This window comes from Paenibacillus camerounensis (assembly GCF_000723885.1).
In the GTDB taxonomy this organism is placed as follows: domain Bacteria; phylum Bacillota; class Bacilli; order Paenibacillales; family Paenibacillaceae; genus Paenibacillus_AQ; species Paenibacillus_AQ camerounensis.
Genome location: NZ_CCDG010000006.1, coordinates 53,771 through 70,963, shown reverse-complemented (window position 1 = coordinate 70,963; position 17,193 = coordinate 53,771). Strand labels below are relative to the sequence as shown.

Here is a 17,193-nt window from a genome sequence, read left to right as displayed (position 1 = left end):
GTTGACTCCGGATTCTGCAAGCTGTTCCGGCACACCGGACGGCGCTTCAGCAGCATAAATAGGCTGCCGCACCGCAGATATCCTGCGGCATGACAGCCTTAAAGCTTAAAGATGAATGTTATAAGAGTAGGACGGATTAAACTGCCGGATTACCGCTATTAAGGAGTCTGCTGGATATTAATTGCAAGGCCGCCGCTGATATAACCGTTAATGGTTGTTGCGGTGTCTAAACCGGCGACTACTGTGGCTGTATAGACCATCATCAGCCGGGTTTGGGCTGTGACTGGAATACTGAGCCCGGTGGTGATGCCGTTCATTGTTGTACCGACCGAGAGAATTCCTGTCATTGAAGGTGCAAGTGTTACAATGGCTCCAGGAATAGGAGTGAATTCATTATTAGGTGTTGTACTGGCGTATAGCTGTCCTGTAATGGTGATCGTGCTGCCGATCAATGACATGGCGTTAGTCAGCGATAAATATCCGCTAAGGGATGTAATGGTTCCGTTAGCCGGTGCTGAGAATGCGTAGTTGATATTTGTGCCGGAGCCGCCGGTAAGATCGATGGTTGATCCGGAAAGGTTAATAGTTTGAGCGCTGCCGAAGCCAATCAGGGCTACATCTTTCTGCACGCCACCCAGGTAAGTCTTCATTGTAGCCGGGCTGCCGGAAGAGAATGGGATAAAGGAGGTGGAAGCAGCCCCGGTAGCGCCAGTCGTTCCAGTCGTTCCAGTCGCCCCGGTAGCCCCAGTCGCCCCGGTCACGCCTGTATCTCCGGTCGCGCCAGTGGCCCCGGTAGCACCTGTATCTCCGATCGAACCGGTAGCCCCGGTATCTCCAGTGGCCCCAGTCGCTCCAGTAACTCCCGTAGCCCCAGTCGCCCCGGTATCTCCAGTAGCACCAGTGGCGCCAGTATCTCCAGTGGCTCCAGTAACTCCCGTAGCCCCGGTATCTCCAGTAGCACCAGTAACACCAGTCGCCCCAGTGGCGCCAGTATCTCCAGTGGCTCCAGTAACTCCCGTAGCCCCGGTATCTCCAGTAGCACCAGTAACACCAGTCGCCCCAGTCGCGCCAGTCGCGCCGGTATCTCCAGTGGCTCCAGTAACTCCCGTAGCGCCAGTCGCGCCGGTATCTCCAGTCGCTCCGGTAACTCCCGTAGCGCCAGTCGCGCCAGTCGCCCCAGTGACTCCAGTAACTCCCGTAGCGCCAGTCGCGCCAGTCGCGCCGGTATCTCCAGTGGCTCCAGTAACTCCTGTAGCGCCAGTCGCGCCGGTATCTCCAGTGGCTCCAGTAACTCCCGTAGCCCCGGTAACACCAGTTGCACCAACTTCGCCCGCAGGTCCGGTAGCCCCCGTTGCTCCAGTCGCGCCAACTTCTCCGGCAGGTCCCGGAGTTCCGGCGGTTCCTGTTGCGCCTACTGCACCTTGCCCGCCGGAAGACCCTGCACTGCCCGTTGCTCCAGTCGCGCCAGTAGCCCCCGTTGCACCCGTAGCCCCAGTGGCACCCATTGCCCCGGCAGCCCCGGTGGCTCCTTTTGGCAGCGTAATTTCCGCTTTACTGATATCAGCAATTTCAACATAAGAAGCAATACCGTTGCTGTAAACAGCTGTAATAGGCTGGCCGACAGCCAAAGCGGATGCCGTTTCTCCGTTTGTTCCAAATATAAGGGTCGTGCCGTCAACAGTCAGATTGACTGTCTGGTTAGCCTCTGTCAGTACACCGACCTTGCCGCCAGTCACACTGATGATTTTACCGCGGGCCACATTGTCTGATTCAACCGGGGCATACCGCTCTGCCAGACTGAAAATAGCTGCAGCCTGCGCACGGGTTACATCGGCGGAAGGCCTGAAGGTCTTGTCCTCAAAGCCCTGCACCAGCTTTAATTGGGAAGCGGCATTGATATAGCCGGTTGCCCATGCTGCAATCTGGTTCTCATCGTTGAAGGGAAGAGCTTCGCTGGTTAAGGCAAGGGCTTCATTCTCCTTGTCAATCAGCCGGACAACAAGCCGCGTAAGCCACTCGCGGCTGGCATTCTGGGTACCCCAGCCTGCTGCCATTTCCTCTTCAGGCTTAATTAATCCTTCATTAATAGCAGTTTGCACCCAGGCATTCGCCCAGTCACTTACTTCTAGTGAAGAAGCGGAAGCAGCCGGGGCAGGAGCATCAACGCCAAGGAAACGGAGTGCCATAATGGCTGCCTCCTGATGTGTCAACGGAGCTTTCGGGTTGAAATTACCGGTGGTATCCCCTTCGGCAAAGCCCAGTGCAGCAATTTTCATGACATACTTGTACATCCAAGAGCTGCTGCTTACATCGTTAAATCCTTTGTTCTCTGCAGCTGAGGCAACACCTGTGCTGCCGAGTCCGAAGCTTGGCAGCAAGCCTGCTGTTTGGCTGAGCACCATGACCGCCATTGATGTTTTCATAAGTACAGGCTTGATATCCCTTTTGGCGTTCACCTGATCCATGCGGATCTCAGTGTACTGGATATCCGGTTGCTTTTTGCTCATTTATTGCTTCCCCCTAAAGTATATGTTTGTCTTGCAACGCCCAAGGATTCAAAATACGCCCTGTTCGCCAGCACTTTGCTGTCAGTTGGGATAAATTCCGCCGCTGCCTCGTTATGGGCGCAGGCCCGTTCGTACTGGCCGATCCGGTCATAACAGACCGCAAGCTGCAGATGAGGCAGCCAGCTCCAGCAGGCATGCTGAAGTATGGCATAGCTATCCAAAGGCTTAGCCAGCTCACTTGCCGTCTTGTACCAGTAAATGGCCTTGGCATAATCGTTCTCCAGCATGTAGAGGCTCCCGATCCGGCAGCAGTTCTCTGCACGCGGCAGATCGAAGGAGAAGGAATGAAGAGCTTTGGCTTTGGCCTGCTGGAGGCTGTTAAGCTCGCGGAAGCAGTCAGAAAGGCTGCCGCAGGCATTAATCTTGTCCTCCACCCAGCCGTCGACCTGCTGCAGGAACATTTCATAGAAGGAAATCGCTTTTTCCCATTGCTTATGCTCTCTCAGCTCATTGGCGAAGTAGTAAATATCACGGGTAGAGAAAATCTCGCCCGCAGTGTAGCGCTTTTCATATATTTGCAGATTCCGGTCAGAATTCCCGTGAACTCTGCCGTGGGTAACGGAGATATCCGAGCGGTGAATCTTTCCGCTTACCTCCAGATATTCATGTACAACGCCGAACCAGCGGAACCCGTTCTCCCGCTTGACCAGACGGTTGCGGGTGAGGCTGGAGGTCACGTTGCCGTGTTCGTCGAATGCGAGATTATAGTTCATGGAGACCGCATCTGTGTCCCAGTCCAAGGCGTTCTTAAGCGCAACGAATTTTTCCCTGTCAGCAGGCAGAAACTCGTCGTCCGCATCCAGCCATAACAGATATTCCTGTGTTCCGAGGCTGAAGGCATAGTTCCGCGCTTTGGCGAAGTCGTCTACCCAGGTGAAGTCCACAACCTTATCTGTATAACGGCTGGCAATTTCCTTTGTGCGGTCGGTAGAGCCTGTATCTACAATAATGATTTCGTCTGCCAGACCAAGTACACTGTCCAGGCAGCGTTCAAGGGTGGCTTCTTCATTTTTGACGATCATGCATAAGCTTACTGTAATCCTGCGTTTCATTTCATATAGAGTGTTTGTGAGGTCGAATCCCCATTTTTGATAGGCTTTTTCCCTGTTGACAGCCAGTTGAGTACTGTACCATGCAGGGTTATCCGGAAAGAGCGGGGGAGGCTGAATGTAACGGACAAAACAATCCAGAGCAATATGCAGACTATAACCGGCCTGAATTGCGCGGTAACAGAGGTCATCATCCTCGTAGGATTCCAGCCCGAACTGTTCATCGAATCTGCCGAGCTCCCGGAAGGCTTCGCTGCGTACAAGCAGCAGTTGGCTGAGCAGCCGTGTGGTTGATTTGGCTTGTCCTGCTTTGGAGAGGGCGAAGGATCTGGCGATATGATCGAGCTGATCCATTACGGTGCATACAACCGGCAGCTTTTGCGGACCGCTCACATCATTGCTGACCGGACCAATCATTGCAGCCGAAGGATACCTGCGTGCACAGCCGAGCAGACTTTCCAGCCAATCCTCAGAGACGATCATGTGATCGCGTATGAAGATAAGATAATCCCCCTGAGCCATAGAGGCGCCCAAGTTGAAGCCGGCGGCTACACCAACGCGTTCATTGGTTGCGAAGGAGCGGGCTTTTTTGAAGAGAGTCAGGTAGCTGCTAATTTCTTGGTCCCCGCCGTCATTGATAATAATCAGCTCATAGGGGGAAGCAGTGAACAGGTCAATGCTGGCAAGGCATGACTTAAGCAGCGGGAGCTGCTGGGCCAGAACAATTATCGAGGTCTGCATCAAATTCCTCCGGACTCTATTGTGTATGACATTTATCACAATATATCACAGACCTCTGAACAAACGCTTGACAATTATCGACTTGTTTCACTGGAAAAGCAGAATCTTTTTGAAAAATATTATCTATCTGCGCAATTATCTGCATATCAAACAGATTTCAGGCTGAAAAGGCATTTATCCGGCATCGCTGGTCCGGCACCCTCCCCGACTAAGGTCCAGTTAGTAAAACCGTCCGCGGTCTGTTTTGAAAGTCTGCAGATTACCCTAGAATAAAGCTATAAGAACGAGGTCAACGAAAGGCGGTGAGAAAAAAATGCAGAATAGAAAAGGTAACGGACTTGCTATTGCGCTGATTGTGATTGGAGCGGTTATGCTGCTCGGGGTATTGCCCCACCTGATCCATGGAATATTCGGAATCCTGTTCCCGGTACTGCTCGTGGCTCTCGGATACTACGGAATTAAAAGCGGGCGCAAAATTATCGGCTGGATCGTATTGTTCATCGGTGTCATTGCTTTAATCTCGAAGCTGTCCTGGATCATCGGGCCACTGCTCGGGGTTGCGCTGGTTGTCTGGGGCATCTCGGTGCTCAAAGGCAGAAGAGGCAGAACATACTAAGAATACAGGCTGTAAAGTTTACTTAATGAGAAGCAGGGAGGGAGCAGGAAATCATGAGTGTTTTTCGCCGCATGAGGGATATTACCGTAGCTAATCTAAATGAACGACTTGAACAAAGCCAGGACCCGGTGAAGCTGATTGATCAGTTCTTACATTCGACCCGTGAGGAGATCGCTGAAGCAGAGCGGCTGTACCAGCAGTATGCTGCGCATACCAAGCAGCTGCAGGTACAGGTTAATCAGGCAACAGCTATGAGAAACAAACGTGAGGAGCAGGCGCTGCTGGCGCTCAAGGCCGGTGAGGACCATCTGGCAAAGATGGCTTTGCAGGAAAAAATTATTCACGAAGAGAAGCTGGAGCAGTACAGCGGGCTGCTGGAACAGAGCCAGGGATCGCTGTATGATCTGGAAAGCCAGCTGAACGAGCTTAAGGTTGAATATCAGACAGTATATAACAAGCGCCAGTATTATGCGGCACGGATGGAGTCATTGAGACTTCAGCAGCGCATGAACCAGAGGGCAACTGCCTACGGCAGCGGCAGCGATGTTCCCAAAATGTTCGGACGGCTTGAAGACCGGATGAATGACTGGGAACTGGAAGCCAAGAGTCTGCGGGATTTGCGCCGCATGGGCCAGGAATACGCGGTGCAGGCCGGCGAGACAGTAGCAACTGTGCTGGAAAGAGAAATGGCTAAGCTCAAGGAGAAGCTTAACAATGGCGGAAAGGAGTAGTGCTATGACCCGTTTGTATCGTTCAAGCCGCGACAAGGTAATGACAGGGCTGGCAGGAGGATTGTCCGAGACACTCGGCATTGACTCTACCCTGTTCCGGATTCTGCTGCTCGTCAGCATTCCCTTTACCGGAGGCGCGACAATACTTGTATATTTCATTGCAGCATTGATCATTCCAAAGGAGCCGACGCAGTATAATCCGTTCGGCCCCGGACCCGGAGCACCCGGAGGCCACTATGGCGGTCCCTATGCCGGCGGCCCCGGATACGGACGCGGCCCGCAGGGACAGGGAGGCTACGGCGCCCCTGGAGGACACGGCGGACAGCCGGGCTATAACCCGAACCCGGGCTATGACAAAGCAAACAGCTATCCCGGCCAGGATTCCGGCCTGGATGCCATGATGAAGGATATTGAGAAGAAGGCACTGCAGAAAGAAGTCGAAGAGCTCAAACAAAAACTTGCTAAATACGAGAAGGGAGAAGTTTAATCATGGGAGTATTTCAACGGATTAAGGATATGACAAAGGCGTCGGTTAACGACCTGCTGGATAAAGTAGAGGACCCGATCGTAATGCTGAACCAGTATCTGCGCGATATGGAGGCAGAGATCCACGAAGCAGAGGTTACAGTTGCCAAACAGATGGCGAACGAGCGCCGCATGAAGCAGCGTGTTGAGGAAGCAGCTAAAATGTCCGGACAGCGCGGAGCCCAGGCTGAGCTGGCACTGAAGAACAGTCAGGAGGAGGTTGCCCGCAAGCTGCTGGAGGAGAAAATCTACTTCGACCAGAAGCAAGTGGAATACGGCGATCTTCACGCCCAGGCAGAAGTGCAGGCCAAGGAGCTGGTGCAGCAGCTGCACGATATGAAGGATGAGTTCTACAAGCTGCGCAACAAACGCAATGAGCTGGTATCCCGCGCCCAGATGGCTAAGGCCAAGAAGCAGATGTCCCAGATCAGCAGCGTGCATTCCATTGAAAGCGGCAGCGCATCTCTCGGCTTCCACCGTATGGAAGAGAAAATCATGCAGCTTGAAGCAGAAGCAGACGTTATGCGTGCCCCTTACAGCCCGTCTGCCGGCCTGTACAACAAGCCGGTTGATGCTGAGAAGCAGCTAAAGGTGGAAGAACAGCTTGCCGCATTGAAGAACAAATTGAATCCCCCATCTGCACCGTCTCTGGACAAAAAAGAAGATTAATCCCTGTTCCTAAAAAGCAGGCGGATATGATATGCTGAACAAGGTAAAAGCCATACGGTATGGGTCACCATACCGGTATGGCTTTTATAGCGGGATGCGCTTATATAATGAACTTACGGTTTGCGGATTAAATTTATTCTAAAGCTGAAAATAAAGCAGAGGATCTGATTCCCCTGTTATTCCTATATAGTTTAGACTTACGAAGATAGTTTTGCTCCGCAAAACGTAGAAAATGCTTACGAAGATAGTTTTGCTCCGCAAAACTTTAAGGAGGTGCGCTATGGATAAACGGAACCGTCTGATTGCCATCGGACTGATTGGCGTGGGCTGCTTGATGATATTTGGCAAATGGATCGGATTTTTCTCCGTTGTTGCACTCCTGTTCCTGCTCATGGGGATATACCGTACAACCTCGGGCAAGGTGAAGCAGGGCTATAAGCTGCTGGGAATTGGCGCAGTGCTGCTGCTTCTGGATCATCTGCTGCTGGTACTGGGCATCTGTCTGATCTCACTCGGCGCGTTTTACGTCAAATCGAAACGGCTGCAGCAGGGAAAAAGATTTATGCAGAAGCAGGGCTTCTCTTCACGGTTCGACTGGGATTTGTCGCCCTGGGTGATGCGCAGTCTCAGTGCATGGCATGTGCTTGGCGAGGTTGATGTTGACCTTTCACTGGCAATGGCTGAGGAGAAGGAGACCATCATGCTGTTTCAGGGAATCTTCAGTGACGCAGATATTCATCTGTCCGAGGACTATGGCGTAGAGATTGAGGCATTCGTGCTGTTCGGCTCGATTGAATTCGGCAGCCACCGCGATACAGGGATGATGAACCGGCTGAACTGGAAGTCTGCCAACTACGATACCAGCGAGCAAAAGGTAAAATTCAGCATTTCCTATCTGATGGGGGATCTGGATGTAAGAATATCCTGAATGCAGCATGGCATTTTATGAGAAAGGGAGGCTCCTGTACGTGGATAAAAAGAACAGCAGCATGGTGACGCGCAGCATGGGTGAAGGGGCGTTGTTCTCCTTTGTCATGCTGCTGGTTTTCTTGTACATTATGTATACATACGGTTATTTGCAGCCTTTTGAGAATTGGGAGATTGGAATCCGCACCGGAGTAACGCTGATCCTGCTGCCGGTCGTTTTCGGAGTCTGCTTCGGCTTCTATCAGAGCTTCCGCTTCAAGCACAGGCTGGAGCGGCTTCGCGGAACCTTGGTCGCGTGGGAAAAGGGCAATCTTACCCCGGCAATGCCGGTGTTAGGCAGCGATGAGCTTGGCCGTCTGGGCGAACAGCTTGGCCGGATCAGCGGCAAGTGGGAGAACCAGGTGAATACCCTGCAGCGGCTCTCCACCAACAATGCGAAGCTGGCCGAGCAGGCGCGGGTATCGGCGATTATCGAGGAGCGGCAGCGCTTGGCCCGGGAGCTGCATGATGCTGTGTCCCAGCAGCTGTTCGCCATTTCCATGACTGCGACGGCTGTGGGCAGAACGCTGGAGAAGGATTTTGACAAGGCCCAGCGCCAGATCGCGCTGATCGAAGAGATGGCTGCGGTCGCCCAGTCTGAGATGCGGGCGCTGCTGCTGCATCTGCGGCCGGTGTATCTGGAAGGCAAAGGGCTGGAGCAGGGACTTCAGGAGCTGATTAAGGAACTGCAGATCAAGGTGCCGATGGAGATTATTTTCGAGATGGATCCGGATGTACAGCTGCTTAAAGGGGTTGAAAACCATCTGTTCCGTATTGTGCAGGAAGCGATATCGAACACCCTGCGCCACGCCAAGGCGGAGAAGATGGAGATCCGGCTGCACCGCAGGGGCGATGCCGTCCGTCTGACGCTGCGTGATGACGGCATCGGATTTGAGATGGATGACAGCAAACAGACCTCATACGGGCTGTCGAATATGCAGGAGCGGATTGCGGAAACCGGCGGATCAATACAATTCATTACAGCGCCCGGTAAAGGGATGCGAATTGAAATTACTGTACCGCTGGTCAATGAATAGGAGGCAAGAGCAGCCATGGAAACAGAAGAAATCAAAGTTCTGCTGGTGGACGATCATGAAATGGTGCGGATCGGACTTGCCGCAGTGCTTGGAACAGAAGAGGGTATAGAAGTAGTAGGCGAAGCCGGAAGCGGAGAGGAAGGCATCCGGCTGGCCCAGGAGTATAATCCGGATGTGGTGCTGATGGATCTGGTCATGGAAGGTATGGACGGCATTGAAACAACCAAACGGCTGCTCAAGCTGTACCCGGACTGCAAGGTTATCGTGCTGACGAGCTATCTGGATGACGAGAAAATGTACCCTGTGATTGAAGCTGGAGCCTTCAGCTATCTGCTGAAGACCTCCCGGGCGAGTGAGGTGGCAGATGCCATCCGTGCTGCAGCCAGAGGGCAATCTGTGCTGGAATCTCAGGTTGCATCCAAGATGATGAACCGCTTCCGCAATAACGCCAAAGCAGAGGCTCCGGCCTACAAGGAGCTCACGGAACGTGAGATGGAAGTGCTGAAGCTGCTGGCCCAGGGCAAATCCAATCAGGATATCGCCGATCAGCTGATCATCGGGATCAAGACTGTGAAGTTTCACGTCACCAACGTGCTTGCCAAGCTGGGCGTCGAGGACCGGACCCAGGCGGCTATTTATGCATATAAGAACGGACTTGCGGAGTGAACTCGCCTGGCAGGCCTCGTACGGGATGGAGTATTTCTGCTTGGCACGGCTGGGAGGCGAAATGAGAGGCAGAAATGCCCTTGATTCCGGCTCCGATGGGCGAATGTACGAAAAGAGAGGCAAAAATGCCTTTGATTTCAGCTCGGATGGGCAAATGGGCGAAAAGAGAGGCAGAAATGCCCTTCACTTAGTCTTCCGGTGCTTGTATAGCCAACACAAGAGGATACTCTCCTGTGTTGGCTATTTGTGTGCGGAGATTGCAAGTTTCTGTCTCGTGAGCGCGGTGGACAAATGGCAGGCTCCGGATTGTTTGCATACATTCTTTTAATTAAGTATAACTCCTCCCGAATCGGGCTATCCTTTCTAGTAGATTGCTAGATTGGATGAGAGAGGGAGATGCGGAATGCAGCCGGGGAGATATGGACAAGGGACGGGGAAGTTAACGCTGGTCATCATTGGCCTCAGCCTGCTGGTGGTGCTGCTTGCGGGATTCGCAAGCGGGGCCAGCCGCACGAATACCGAGGAAGCTGGAGCAGACACCACGCTGTCTGCGTCCAGCCCGGAGCAGCTGGTTCACTCACTGGACCTTCTGATCTCGGCCGGCCGCGAGGTAACCGCGGACGGTTCTCCGCTGCGGCTGGTTGTGAAATGGCAGGGGGAATACAGCGTTATAGCGGCAGCTGCCCCTGAGGCTATTGCCGCGAATCAGGCAGCTGTACCTGCGGCAGTACAAAACGGGTCTCAATCAGATGTTAATGATGCAGTTGCAGCAGCCCGGCTGGCCGAACAGCTCGGACTCGGCACGCCGGAGGCCACTGAGGAAGACGGTCACGTAACCTATAGGGCTTCCCGTCCGCTGGATTCACATAGCAGCATGTCATTGTTCTGGAGTGAGCTGGGCGAAGGCGTAAGCTATGTAATTGTGACGGTGGAAACACGGGAGCTGCTGCAGGCAGCTGCATTTCAGACTGTAGCAGCAGATGCCGGAGTACAGCTGCTGGCCGCCGGCATCACACCGGAGTGGAATGCTTCGCTGCAAGGCACATCGCCGGCAGGGGAATCATCCGGTGAAGCGCTTGAGCGGGTAGAGGGGACAATGGCTGAGCGTCTGGATGGACTAGAGGCATTGGAAAGCTACGAGGATGACGTCACCAGCAGCCGTTCGTACGGCATCACTGGTGCACAGAGATATGTGAACAGCGGTGAGCACAGATTAGCCCTGCAGGCTGCCGTACACAAGAACAGCAATGACAACAGTAACCGTGTGACCATCGGGCTGCCGCTCATAACGATCGAATATTAAGGAGCGGCTCAATATTATCGTCATAAACCCGTCCGTTTCAGTACATGCTAATACAAAGCTCCGCAAACCGGGCTCCGCGTTTGCGGAGCTTTTTGCCGGAAGGTATAATATGCAAGTATTGAAGAAATAGCCTCTGCTGCCGGAATATAAGCTGCTGTATGAAAATGAATAAGAAAGAGTAATGGAAAATTACGAAATCCCGAGAAAAACTGTCAGGAATGTGATAGCATCCTTACTGCGAATATGATAAAATGACATCACGCCGTTATGCGGCTTGTTGAGAATGATTGTCAATAACTATATTACATACAGAGAGATGAGGAGCCATGGCTGAAAATCAAACCCTTGATGCACTGCACACACCCGGTGCTGTATTCTTTATTTTTGGGGCAACCGGAGATCTGGCCCGCCGTAAGCTTTTCCCGGCGATATACAGCTTGTACCGTGAAGGCAAGCTGACTCATGATTTTGCGGTAATTGGCGTGGCTCGGCGTCCCCGTACCCAGGAGGAATTCCGTGAGGATGTGAAAGAATCCATCCGTGAATTCTGCCGTTATCAGGTAGCCGATGCTGCTGAATGGAACGAATTTGTTCAGCATTTCGAATATAAATCGCTGGACATCAATAATGTTGACGGCTTCCGTGAGCTGAGTGCGCAGACGGAGCAGCTTGAAGAGAAATTCCAGATTCCGGGTAACCGGATGTTCTACCTGGCGCTTGCTCCCGAGCTGTTCGGCAGCGTGTCGTTCAACCTTAAAGCCGGAGGCATGCTGCAGGGCGCAGGCTGGAACCGTCTGGTTATCGAGAAGCCGTTCGGCTACAATCTGGAATCTGCTGAGCAGCTGAATGAGCAGATCCGCCAGGTGTTCAAGGAAGAAGAGATTTACCGGATCGACCACTATCTCGGCAAGGAAATGGTCCAGAACATTGAGGTTATCCGGTTTGCGAATGCGTTCTTTGAACCGCTGTGGAACAATAAGCATATTGCCAACATTCAGATTACCCTCGGTGAAACGGTCGGGGTAGAAGAGCGCGGCGGATATTATGATCATGCGGGAGCCCTGCGTGATATGGGACAGAACCATATTTTGCAGCTGCTGACGATGATTGCAATGGAGCCGCCAAGCCGTCTGCTGGCTGAAGATATCCGCGATGAGAAGGTTAAGGTACTACGTTCGCTGCGTCCTTACTCTTCCTCTGAAGAAGTCCGCGAGAACGTGGTGCGCGGGCAATACACTCAAGGTCTCTACAAAGGCAAGAGCCTGCCGGCTTACCGCCAGGAGGATAAGGTAGATCCTGAATCCAATACCGAGACGTATTTTGCGGCCCGTATCTTTGTAGACAACTTCCGCTGGGCGGGCGTTCCGTTCTACATCCGTACCGGCAAACGCCTGCCTGTGAAGACGACAGAAGTGGTTGTGGAGTTCAAAGGTATGCCGACTAACGTATACCTGGGCCAGAAGCATAAGCTTGAGCCGAACCTGCTCGTTATCCGCGTTAATCCGATGGAAGGCATTTACGTGAAGATCAATGCCAAGAAGCCGGGTTCAGAGTCGGAAATTCAGCCGCTGGCGATGGACTTCTGCCAGAGCTGCATGGTCGGCATCAACTCGCCTGAGGCCTACGAGCGCCTGCTGCATGATGCGGCACGCGGTGACTCGACCTACTTTACCCGCTGGGATGAAGTATCCTCGGCCTGGTCGTTTGTAGACCGGATTGCGAAAGCGTGGAAGGAAGAGAACAATGATCTGGCGTCCTATCCTGCAGGCTCGTGGGGCCCGGTAGAAGCAGATCAGCTGCTGGATCAGGACGGCTTCCACTGGTGGCCGGTGAACGGACAGGATGAGGATAATGTGGTATGGCGTGTGAACAGCTAGTACCAGCGCTATAGATTTCAGAACGGCGGTTCCCCGATGAAGGGGGGACCGCTGTTTTTGTATTTTTTATGAAAGTTACAATAAAAGGATTCCAATTCACTTAACTTGCTATATAATCCCATTAAATGTAGAGAGAGGCATTCTGGAGAAGCACAGCAAGCCGCCGAAGGCCTACATAATTTTGTTGCAGGAATGGGGCATTCTTTGATGAAGAGGACAGGGCAGGCTCACAAGCAGTACAGTTTTTTTCTCGGAACGATGCTTTGCGGCTATAGTCTGGCTGATAAGATGTATGGAGCGGTTTTTATCGTATTGATGAGCATGAGGGGGATTGATCCGCTGCAGATCAGTATTATTTTTGCGGTATCCTCGCTGTCTCTTGCGATATTTGATTACCCAAGCGGCAATCTGTCCGACTTATACGGAAGGAAGCGACTGACGGCTATCGGATTTATAATCTGGGGCGGCGGTCTGACTGTATTTGCATTTGCCGGCAATCTGGCGGTCTACATCGTTTCTGCGGTTGTGATGTCTTTGGGGGTTGCATTGATTTCCGGCTCGCCGCAGGCCTGGTATCTGGATAAGCTCGATGATCTGGGTATGCCGGAGTATAAAAATGTTGCACTGCCGCGCCTGAACGGATATGTCTCGGCATTTGCGGTTGCAGGAGCACTGCTCGCATCCCTTAGCAGCAATATTTACCTCTATCTTCCGGTTGCTATAGCGGGGGCAGTGGCAGTTGGGCTTGGCCTCTACGTCTGGCTGCGGTTCAGTGACAATTATGGGGTGCGGACAGAGGACGGGATTTTTAAAGAGGTGTATATCACGACCATTCAATTTGCCCGGAATAAGCTGATGCGGTTCATTCTGCTGAAAAGTATATTCAGCCATGCGGCCCTGCTTGCTTTTCTGCTGAGCTGGCAGGTATACGGAGTAAATGAGCTGGGTCTGCCCACAGGTTCCTTAGGAGGATTGCTGACCGTTTTTATGGCTGTAATCAGTCTGTCGTCGTTCTGCAGCTCTTTTCTGGTGAAGCGCAGAATTCCGGCTGTGCGGATTATCTGCACGGGAATGGTGATTTCGGCCGCAGGGCTGCTGCTGGCAGGATTGTCTGCACATCCGGTTATATTTATTGCGGGGCTGATCCTGTATGAATTCGGGCTTGGACTGGAGTTCTCCTTATTCAGCGCATGGGTACAGGATTTCATTCCCCGGGGTAAAAGAGCCACATTCACCTCCGGCCTGTCCGCCCTTCAATCACTTGCCGGCTTTGCTGTCACCTTACTGCTTGGTGTGCTTGCGGAACGGTTCGGCTATACTGTAATTTGGATGCTTGGTGCGGCGAGTGTAATGCTTTCCATGATGGTTTTGCTCTTTTTGAATAAGCGGTACATCGGGGCAGATCAGACCCATGCGGAAGCTGAAACGGCAGCGGGGTAGTATGGCGGCTTTTTCAGGTCCATTTTAACAACTTATTTGACTTCCGCTGCTTTTTTGTAGATAATGTCTGCCGGATTTTGATATACTTTAAAGGATGCTTTCACTGGTGGTTGAACCGGAGACTATTATTGGATAATAAAGAATCTACGGTAGAAGGGATTTGTACTTATGAGCAGAGCGCCGATTTGAGCATAGCCTTGTGCGATGGAAGAGGCAGCATGAATTTATATATGAAGGGATATGTGCAATGACACCGGATCAGAAACTGCAACAGGAAGTGGACAAACGCAGAACGTTTGCGATCATTTCCCACCCGGATGCGGGTAAAACAACACTTACGGAGAAGCTGCTGCTGTTCGGCGGCGCAATCCGGCTGGCGGGAACGGTTAAGGCCCGTAAAGCAAGCAAGCATGCGACAAGTGACTGGATGGAAATAGAAAAGCAGCGCGGAATCTCGGTAACGTCTTCCGTTATGCAATTTGATTACCTGGATCACCGGGTCAACATTCTGGATACCCCTGGTCACCAGGATTTCAGTGAGGACACCTACCGGACCCTGACAGCTGCGGATAGCGCGGTCATGCTGATCGACGTGGCGAAGGGTGTGGAAGCACAGACGATTAAGCTGTTCCAGGTGTGCGCGAAGCGCGGCATTCCGATCTTTACCTTTATCAACAAGCTGGACCGTGAAGGCCAGAGCCCGTTCGATCTGATGGATGAGCTGGAGAATGTACTGGGCATCCGCTCCGTACCGATGAACTGGCCGATCGGCAGCGGCCGTGAGCTGTGCGGCGTGTACGACCGGATGAAGAATCAGGTGGAGCTGTTCCAGGGTGACGATCACTCGGTGATTAAGGTGCAGAAGGTTGAGAGCTACCGTGACCCGATTATCCGTGAGATGGCCGGAGAATATCTGCATGACCAGCTGTGCCAGGACCTGGAGCTGCTGGATGTGGCGGGTGACGCTTTTGACTATGAAAAAGTATTGCGCGGTGAGCTGACTCCGGTCTTCTTCGGCAGTGCGATCAACAATTTCGGAGTGCAGACATTCCTCGATAACTTCCTGGAGCTGGCACCGAAGCCGGAGCCGCGCCGCAGTACAGTGGGTTCCATTGAGCCGACGAATCAGAAATTTACCGGCTATGTATTCAAAATCCAGGCCAACATGAACCCCGCCCACCGTGACCGTATCGCGTTCCTGCGGATCGTATCCGGCAAGTTCGAGCGCGGGATGAGTGTGAAGCATGTACGGGCAGGCAAGGACATCAAGCTGTCCCAGCCGCAGCAGTTCCTGGCCCAGGACCGCGATATTGTCGAAGAGGCGTATCCGGGCGATATCATCGGTCTGTTTGACCCGGGTATCTTCCGCATCGGTGATACGCTGAGCCAGGCCGGCGAGATGGAGTTCGATGAGCTGCCTACGTTCTCACCGGAGATTTTCTCCAAAGTGAGCATCAAAAATGCACTTAAGTCGAAGCAGTTCCAAAAAGGGATTGACCAGCTGACAGAAGAGGGCATGATCCAGGTGTTCCGTACGGTTAACTTCGACGATATTCTGCTCGGCGTAGTCGGCCAGCTGCAGTTCGAGGTGTTCGAATACCGGATGAAGGGCGAATATGGCGTAGATGTTATGCTGCAGCGTATGAGCTATCAGTTCGCCCGCTGGATCGTCGATGATGAGAATAAGCCGGACCCTTCGAAATTCCGGATTAACTCTACACTTGTAACGGATAAAAAGGGCAACTATGTCGTGCTGTTCGAGAATGAGTACGCCATGCGGACAGCGATAGATAAGAATCCTACTGCGAAGTTCCTCGAGACGGCTCCTTAATGCCATGAATGTATAAAACAAAAACCTCCGCCTCTAACGGTGCAGCTGCACGTTATGAGAGCGGAGGTTTTTGGCTGTCTATCTCTGCTCAGTAGTAATGGCTCCGGGAGTAATCTCCTCCAGATGCCTGTGCAGCAGTCCGATGACATGATCCTGCTTGGCCTTGCCAATGTCTTTCCAGACCATTTCAAATACGACACCAAGTCCCGGAAGCGCGGCCTCCGGTCCGTCTACAGAGCCCTCAATCATTGAGCGCAGCCCTTCCTCTGACTGGCCGTGCACCTTATGAAGAATAGCCTGGCGTAAATCAATGGTTACCGGCATTGTGCACCTCCTTCTTAATTAAATGCAAAGCTTCAACGGGCGGAAGCTCTTGAACAGGCTGCCGCTACAGGACAGGCTCCATTCAAAATGCCCTGTACTAATGTGCCCTGCGGCGGCAGTGAAAATTCAAGTTTGGCCGCCCTTATGCTATACTGTGTGAGACGAAAAATGCTGCAGGGGGTACACGGACATGGCTAAAAAACAATACGCGATTATCGGGATGGGACGCTTCGGCTCGAGTGTAGCCAAGGCGCTCAGCGGCATGGGCTACGATGTGCTGGCAATCGACACAGATGAGCAGCGCACCCAGGAGATCTCCGGTATTGTGACCCATGCCGTATCCGCAGATTCTACTGATGAGGAAGCGCTGCGTGCGCTGGGAATCCGTAATTTTGACGTTGTCGTTGTGGCGATCGGCGAAGACATTCAGGCCAGTATTCTGACTACGCTGATCCTTAAGGATCTGGGAGTGCCGGCGATTCTGGTTAAAGCAAGGAATGAGCTGCACGGCAAGGTGCTCAGCAAGATCGGCGCAGACAAAATCATTTATCCGGAACGGGACATGGGCTTACGGGTGGCGCATCATCTGGCTTCGCCGAATATCCTTGATTATATCGAGCTGTCTCCGGACTACAGCATCCTGGACATGAAAGTCCCCAAGCAGATGCTCGGTAAAAACCTGCTGGAGCTGGACATCCGTGCCAAATACGGCTGCAACGTCATGGCTATCCGCCGGGGTGAAGAAATGAACATCACGCCAAGAGCCGAGGACCGGCTGGCAGACGGCGATGTGCTGGTCATCGTTGGGCACAAGGATAATCTGACAAAGCTGGAGATGGCTTATCAATAAA

Annotated in this window: 15 protein-coding genes; 12 read left to right on the top strand and 3 right to left on the bottom strand. The window is 52.7% G+C overall.

All coding sequences use genetic code 11. The annotated features are described in order from the left end of the window. Nucleotides 1–158: 158 nt before the first annotated feature. Complete coding sequence (locus tag BN3772_RS31475; protein WP_086074352.1) at nt 159–2,507, bottom strand: exosporium glycoprotein BclB-related protein; 2,349 nt, start codon at nt 2,505–2,507, stop codon at nt 159–161. Further along, on the bottom strand, nt 2,504–4,357 hold the full coding sequence (locus BN3772_RS02120; protein ID WP_086074351.1) for a glycosyltransferase: 1,854 nt from the start codon (nt 4,355–4,357) through the stop codon (nt 2,504–2,506). The genes BN3772_RS31475 and BN3772_RS02120 overlap by 4 nt, the downstream gene beginning before the upstream one ends. A 313-nt stretch (nt 4,358–4,670) precedes the next feature. Between BN3772_RS02120 and BN3772_RS02115 the strand changes: the two genes are divergently transcribed. The 11 genes from BN3772_RS02115 (at nt 4,671) to BN3772_RS02060 (ending at nt 16,018) form a co-directional block, all read left to right on the top strand. After that, nucleotides 4,671–4,973, top strand: coding sequence for a LiaF transmembrane domain-containing protein (locus tag BN3772_RS02115; protein WP_042196171.1), 303 nt, complete (start codon nt 4,671–4,673; stop codon nt 4,971–4,973). Between the two features lie 53 nt (nt 4,974–5,026). After that, a complete protein-coding gene (locus BN3772_RS02110; protein WP_042196169.1) occupies nt 5,027–5,704 on the top strand; it encodes a PspA/IM30 family protein in 678 nt (225 codons plus the stop codon). Nucleotides 5,705–5,708: 4 nt separating this feature from the next. Then, nucleotides 5,709–6,191: a PspC domain-containing protein gene (locus BN3772_RS02105; protein WP_042196167.1), complete on the top strand. Its 483-nt coding sequence runs from the start codon at nt 5,709–5,711 to the stop codon at nt 6,189–6,191. Between the two features lie 2 nt (nt 6,192–6,193). Continuing rightward, nucleotides 6,194–6,898 carry a PspA/IM30 family protein gene (locus tag BN3772_RS02100; protein ID WP_042196165.1) on the top strand — a complete coding sequence of 235 codons (705 nt, stop codon included), beginning with the start codon at nt 6,194–6,196 and terminating at the stop codon, nt 6,896–6,898. 280 nt (nt 6,899–7,178) lie between these two features. Then, nucleotides 7,179–7,826, top strand: a complete 648-nt coding sequence (gene liaF, locus BN3772_RS02095) for a cell wall-active antibiotics response protein LiaF (RefSeq protein ID WP_042196163.1) — start codon at nt 7,179–7,181, stop codon at nt 7,824–7,826. A 61-nt stretch (nt 7,827–7,887) separates the two neighbouring features. After that, nucleotides 7,888–8,901, top strand: coding sequence for a sensor histidine kinase (locus BN3772_RS02090; protein ID WP_231576527.1), 1,014 nt, complete (start codon nt 7,888–7,890; stop codon nt 8,899–8,901). A gap of 15 nt (nt 8,902–8,916) precedes the next feature. Then, on the top strand, nt 8,917–9,567 hold the full coding sequence (locus tag BN3772_RS02085; RefSeq protein ID WP_042180683.1) for a response regulator: 651 nt from the start codon (nt 8,917–8,919) through the stop codon (nt 9,565–9,567). Between the two features lie 403 nt (nt 9,568–9,970). Continuing rightward, entirely contained in the window at nt 9,971–10,870 is a 900-nt protein-coding gene (locus tag BN3772_RS02075) for a YwmB family TATA-box binding protein (protein WP_042196158.1), read from the top strand. A gap of 326 nt (nt 10,871–11,196) precedes the next feature. Beyond that, nucleotides 11,197–12,747, top strand: a complete 1,551-nt coding sequence (zwf, locus tag BN3772_RS02070; protein WP_042180678.1) for a glucose-6-phosphate dehydrogenase — start codon at nt 11,197–11,199, stop codon at nt 12,745–12,747. Between the two features lie 207 nt (nt 12,748–12,954). After that, a complete protein-coding gene (locus tag BN3772_RS02065; RefSeq protein WP_042196156.1) occupies nt 12,955–14,187 on the top strand; it encodes an MFS transporter in 1,233 nt (410 codons plus the stop codon). A gap of 247 nt (nt 14,188–14,434) precedes the next feature. Beyond that, a complete protein-coding gene (locus BN3772_RS02060) occupies nt 14,435–16,018 on the top strand; it encodes a peptide chain release factor 3 (protein WP_042196154.1) in 1,584 nt (527 codons plus the stop codon). 78 nt (nt 16,019–16,096) lie between these two features. Here BN3772_RS02060 and sspI read toward each other — a convergent pair whose 3' ends face one another. Further along, nucleotides 16,097–16,342, bottom strand: coding sequence for a small acid-soluble spore protein SspI (gene sspI, locus BN3772_RS02055; RefSeq protein WP_042180672.1), 246 nt, complete (start codon nt 16,340–16,342; stop codon nt 16,097–16,099). 190 nt (nt 16,343–16,532) lie between these two features. Between sspI and BN3772_RS02050 the strand changes: the two genes are divergently transcribed. Then, nucleotides 16,533–17,192: a potassium channel family protein gene (locus tag BN3772_RS02050; protein ID WP_042180670.1), complete on the top strand. Its 660-nt coding sequence runs from the start codon at nt 16,533–16,535 to the stop codon at nt 17,190–17,192. The last annotated feature ends 1 nt before the right edge of the window (nt 17,193 follow it).

What these genes read in the sequence shown, in the direction of transcription:
- BN3772_RS31475 (WP_086074352.1), bottom strand. Translation starts at nt 2,507, where the DNA reads ATGAGCAAAAAGCAACCGGATATCCAGTACACTGAGATCCGCATGGAT.
- BN3772_RS02120 (WP_086074351.1), bottom strand. Translation starts at nt 4,357, where the DNA reads ATGCAGACCTCGATAATTGTTCTGGCCCAGCAGCTCCCGCTGCTTAAG.
- BN3772_RS02115 (WP_042196171.1), top strand. Translation starts at nt 4,671, where the DNA reads ATGCAGAATAGAAAAGGTAACGGACTTGCTATTGCGCTGATTGTGATT.
- BN3772_RS02110 (WP_042196169.1), top strand. Translation starts at nt 5,027, where the DNA reads ATGAGTGTTTTTCGCCGCATGAGGGATATTACCGTAGCTAATCTAAAT.
- BN3772_RS02105 (WP_042196167.1), top strand. Translation starts at nt 5,709, where the DNA reads ATGACCCGTTTGTATCGTTCAAGCCGCGACAAGGTAATGACAGGGCTG.
- BN3772_RS02100 (WP_042196165.1), top strand. Translation starts at nt 6,194, where the DNA reads ATGGGAGTATTTCAACGGATTAAGGATATGACAAAGGCGTCGGTTAAC.
- liaF (WP_042196163.1), top strand. Translation starts at nt 7,179, where the DNA reads ATGGATAAACGGAACCGTCTGATTGCCATCGGACTGATTGGCGTGGGC.
- BN3772_RS02090 (WP_231576527.1), top strand. Translation starts at nt 7,888, where the DNA reads ATGGTGACGCGCAGCATGGGTGAAGGGGCGTTGTTCTCCTTTGTCATG.
- BN3772_RS02085 (WP_042180683.1), top strand. Translation starts at nt 8,917, where the DNA reads ATGGAAACAGAAGAAATCAAAGTTCTGCTGGTGGACGATCATGAAATG.
- BN3772_RS02075 (WP_042196158.1), top strand. Translation starts at nt 9,971, where the DNA reads ATGCAGCCGGGGAGATATGGACAAGGGACGGGGAAGTTAACGCTGGTC.
- zwf (WP_042180678.1), top strand. Translation starts at nt 11,197, where the DNA reads ATGGCTGAAAATCAAACCCTTGATGCACTGCACACACCCGGTGCTGTA.
- BN3772_RS02065 (WP_042196156.1), top strand. Translation starts at nt 12,955, where the DNA reads ATGAAGAGGACAGGGCAGGCTCACAAGCAGTACAGTTTTTTTCTCGGA.
- BN3772_RS02060 (WP_042196154.1), top strand. Translation starts at nt 14,435, where the DNA reads ATGACACCGGATCAGAAACTGCAACAGGAAGTGGACAAACGCAGAACG.
- sspI (WP_042180672.1), bottom strand. Translation starts at nt 16,342, where the DNA reads ATGCCGGTAACCATTGATTTACGCCAGGCTATTCTTCATAAGGTGCAC.
- BN3772_RS02050 (WP_042180670.1), top strand. Translation starts at nt 16,533, where the DNA reads ATGGCTAAAAAACAATACGCGATTATCGGGATGGGACGCTTCGGCTCG.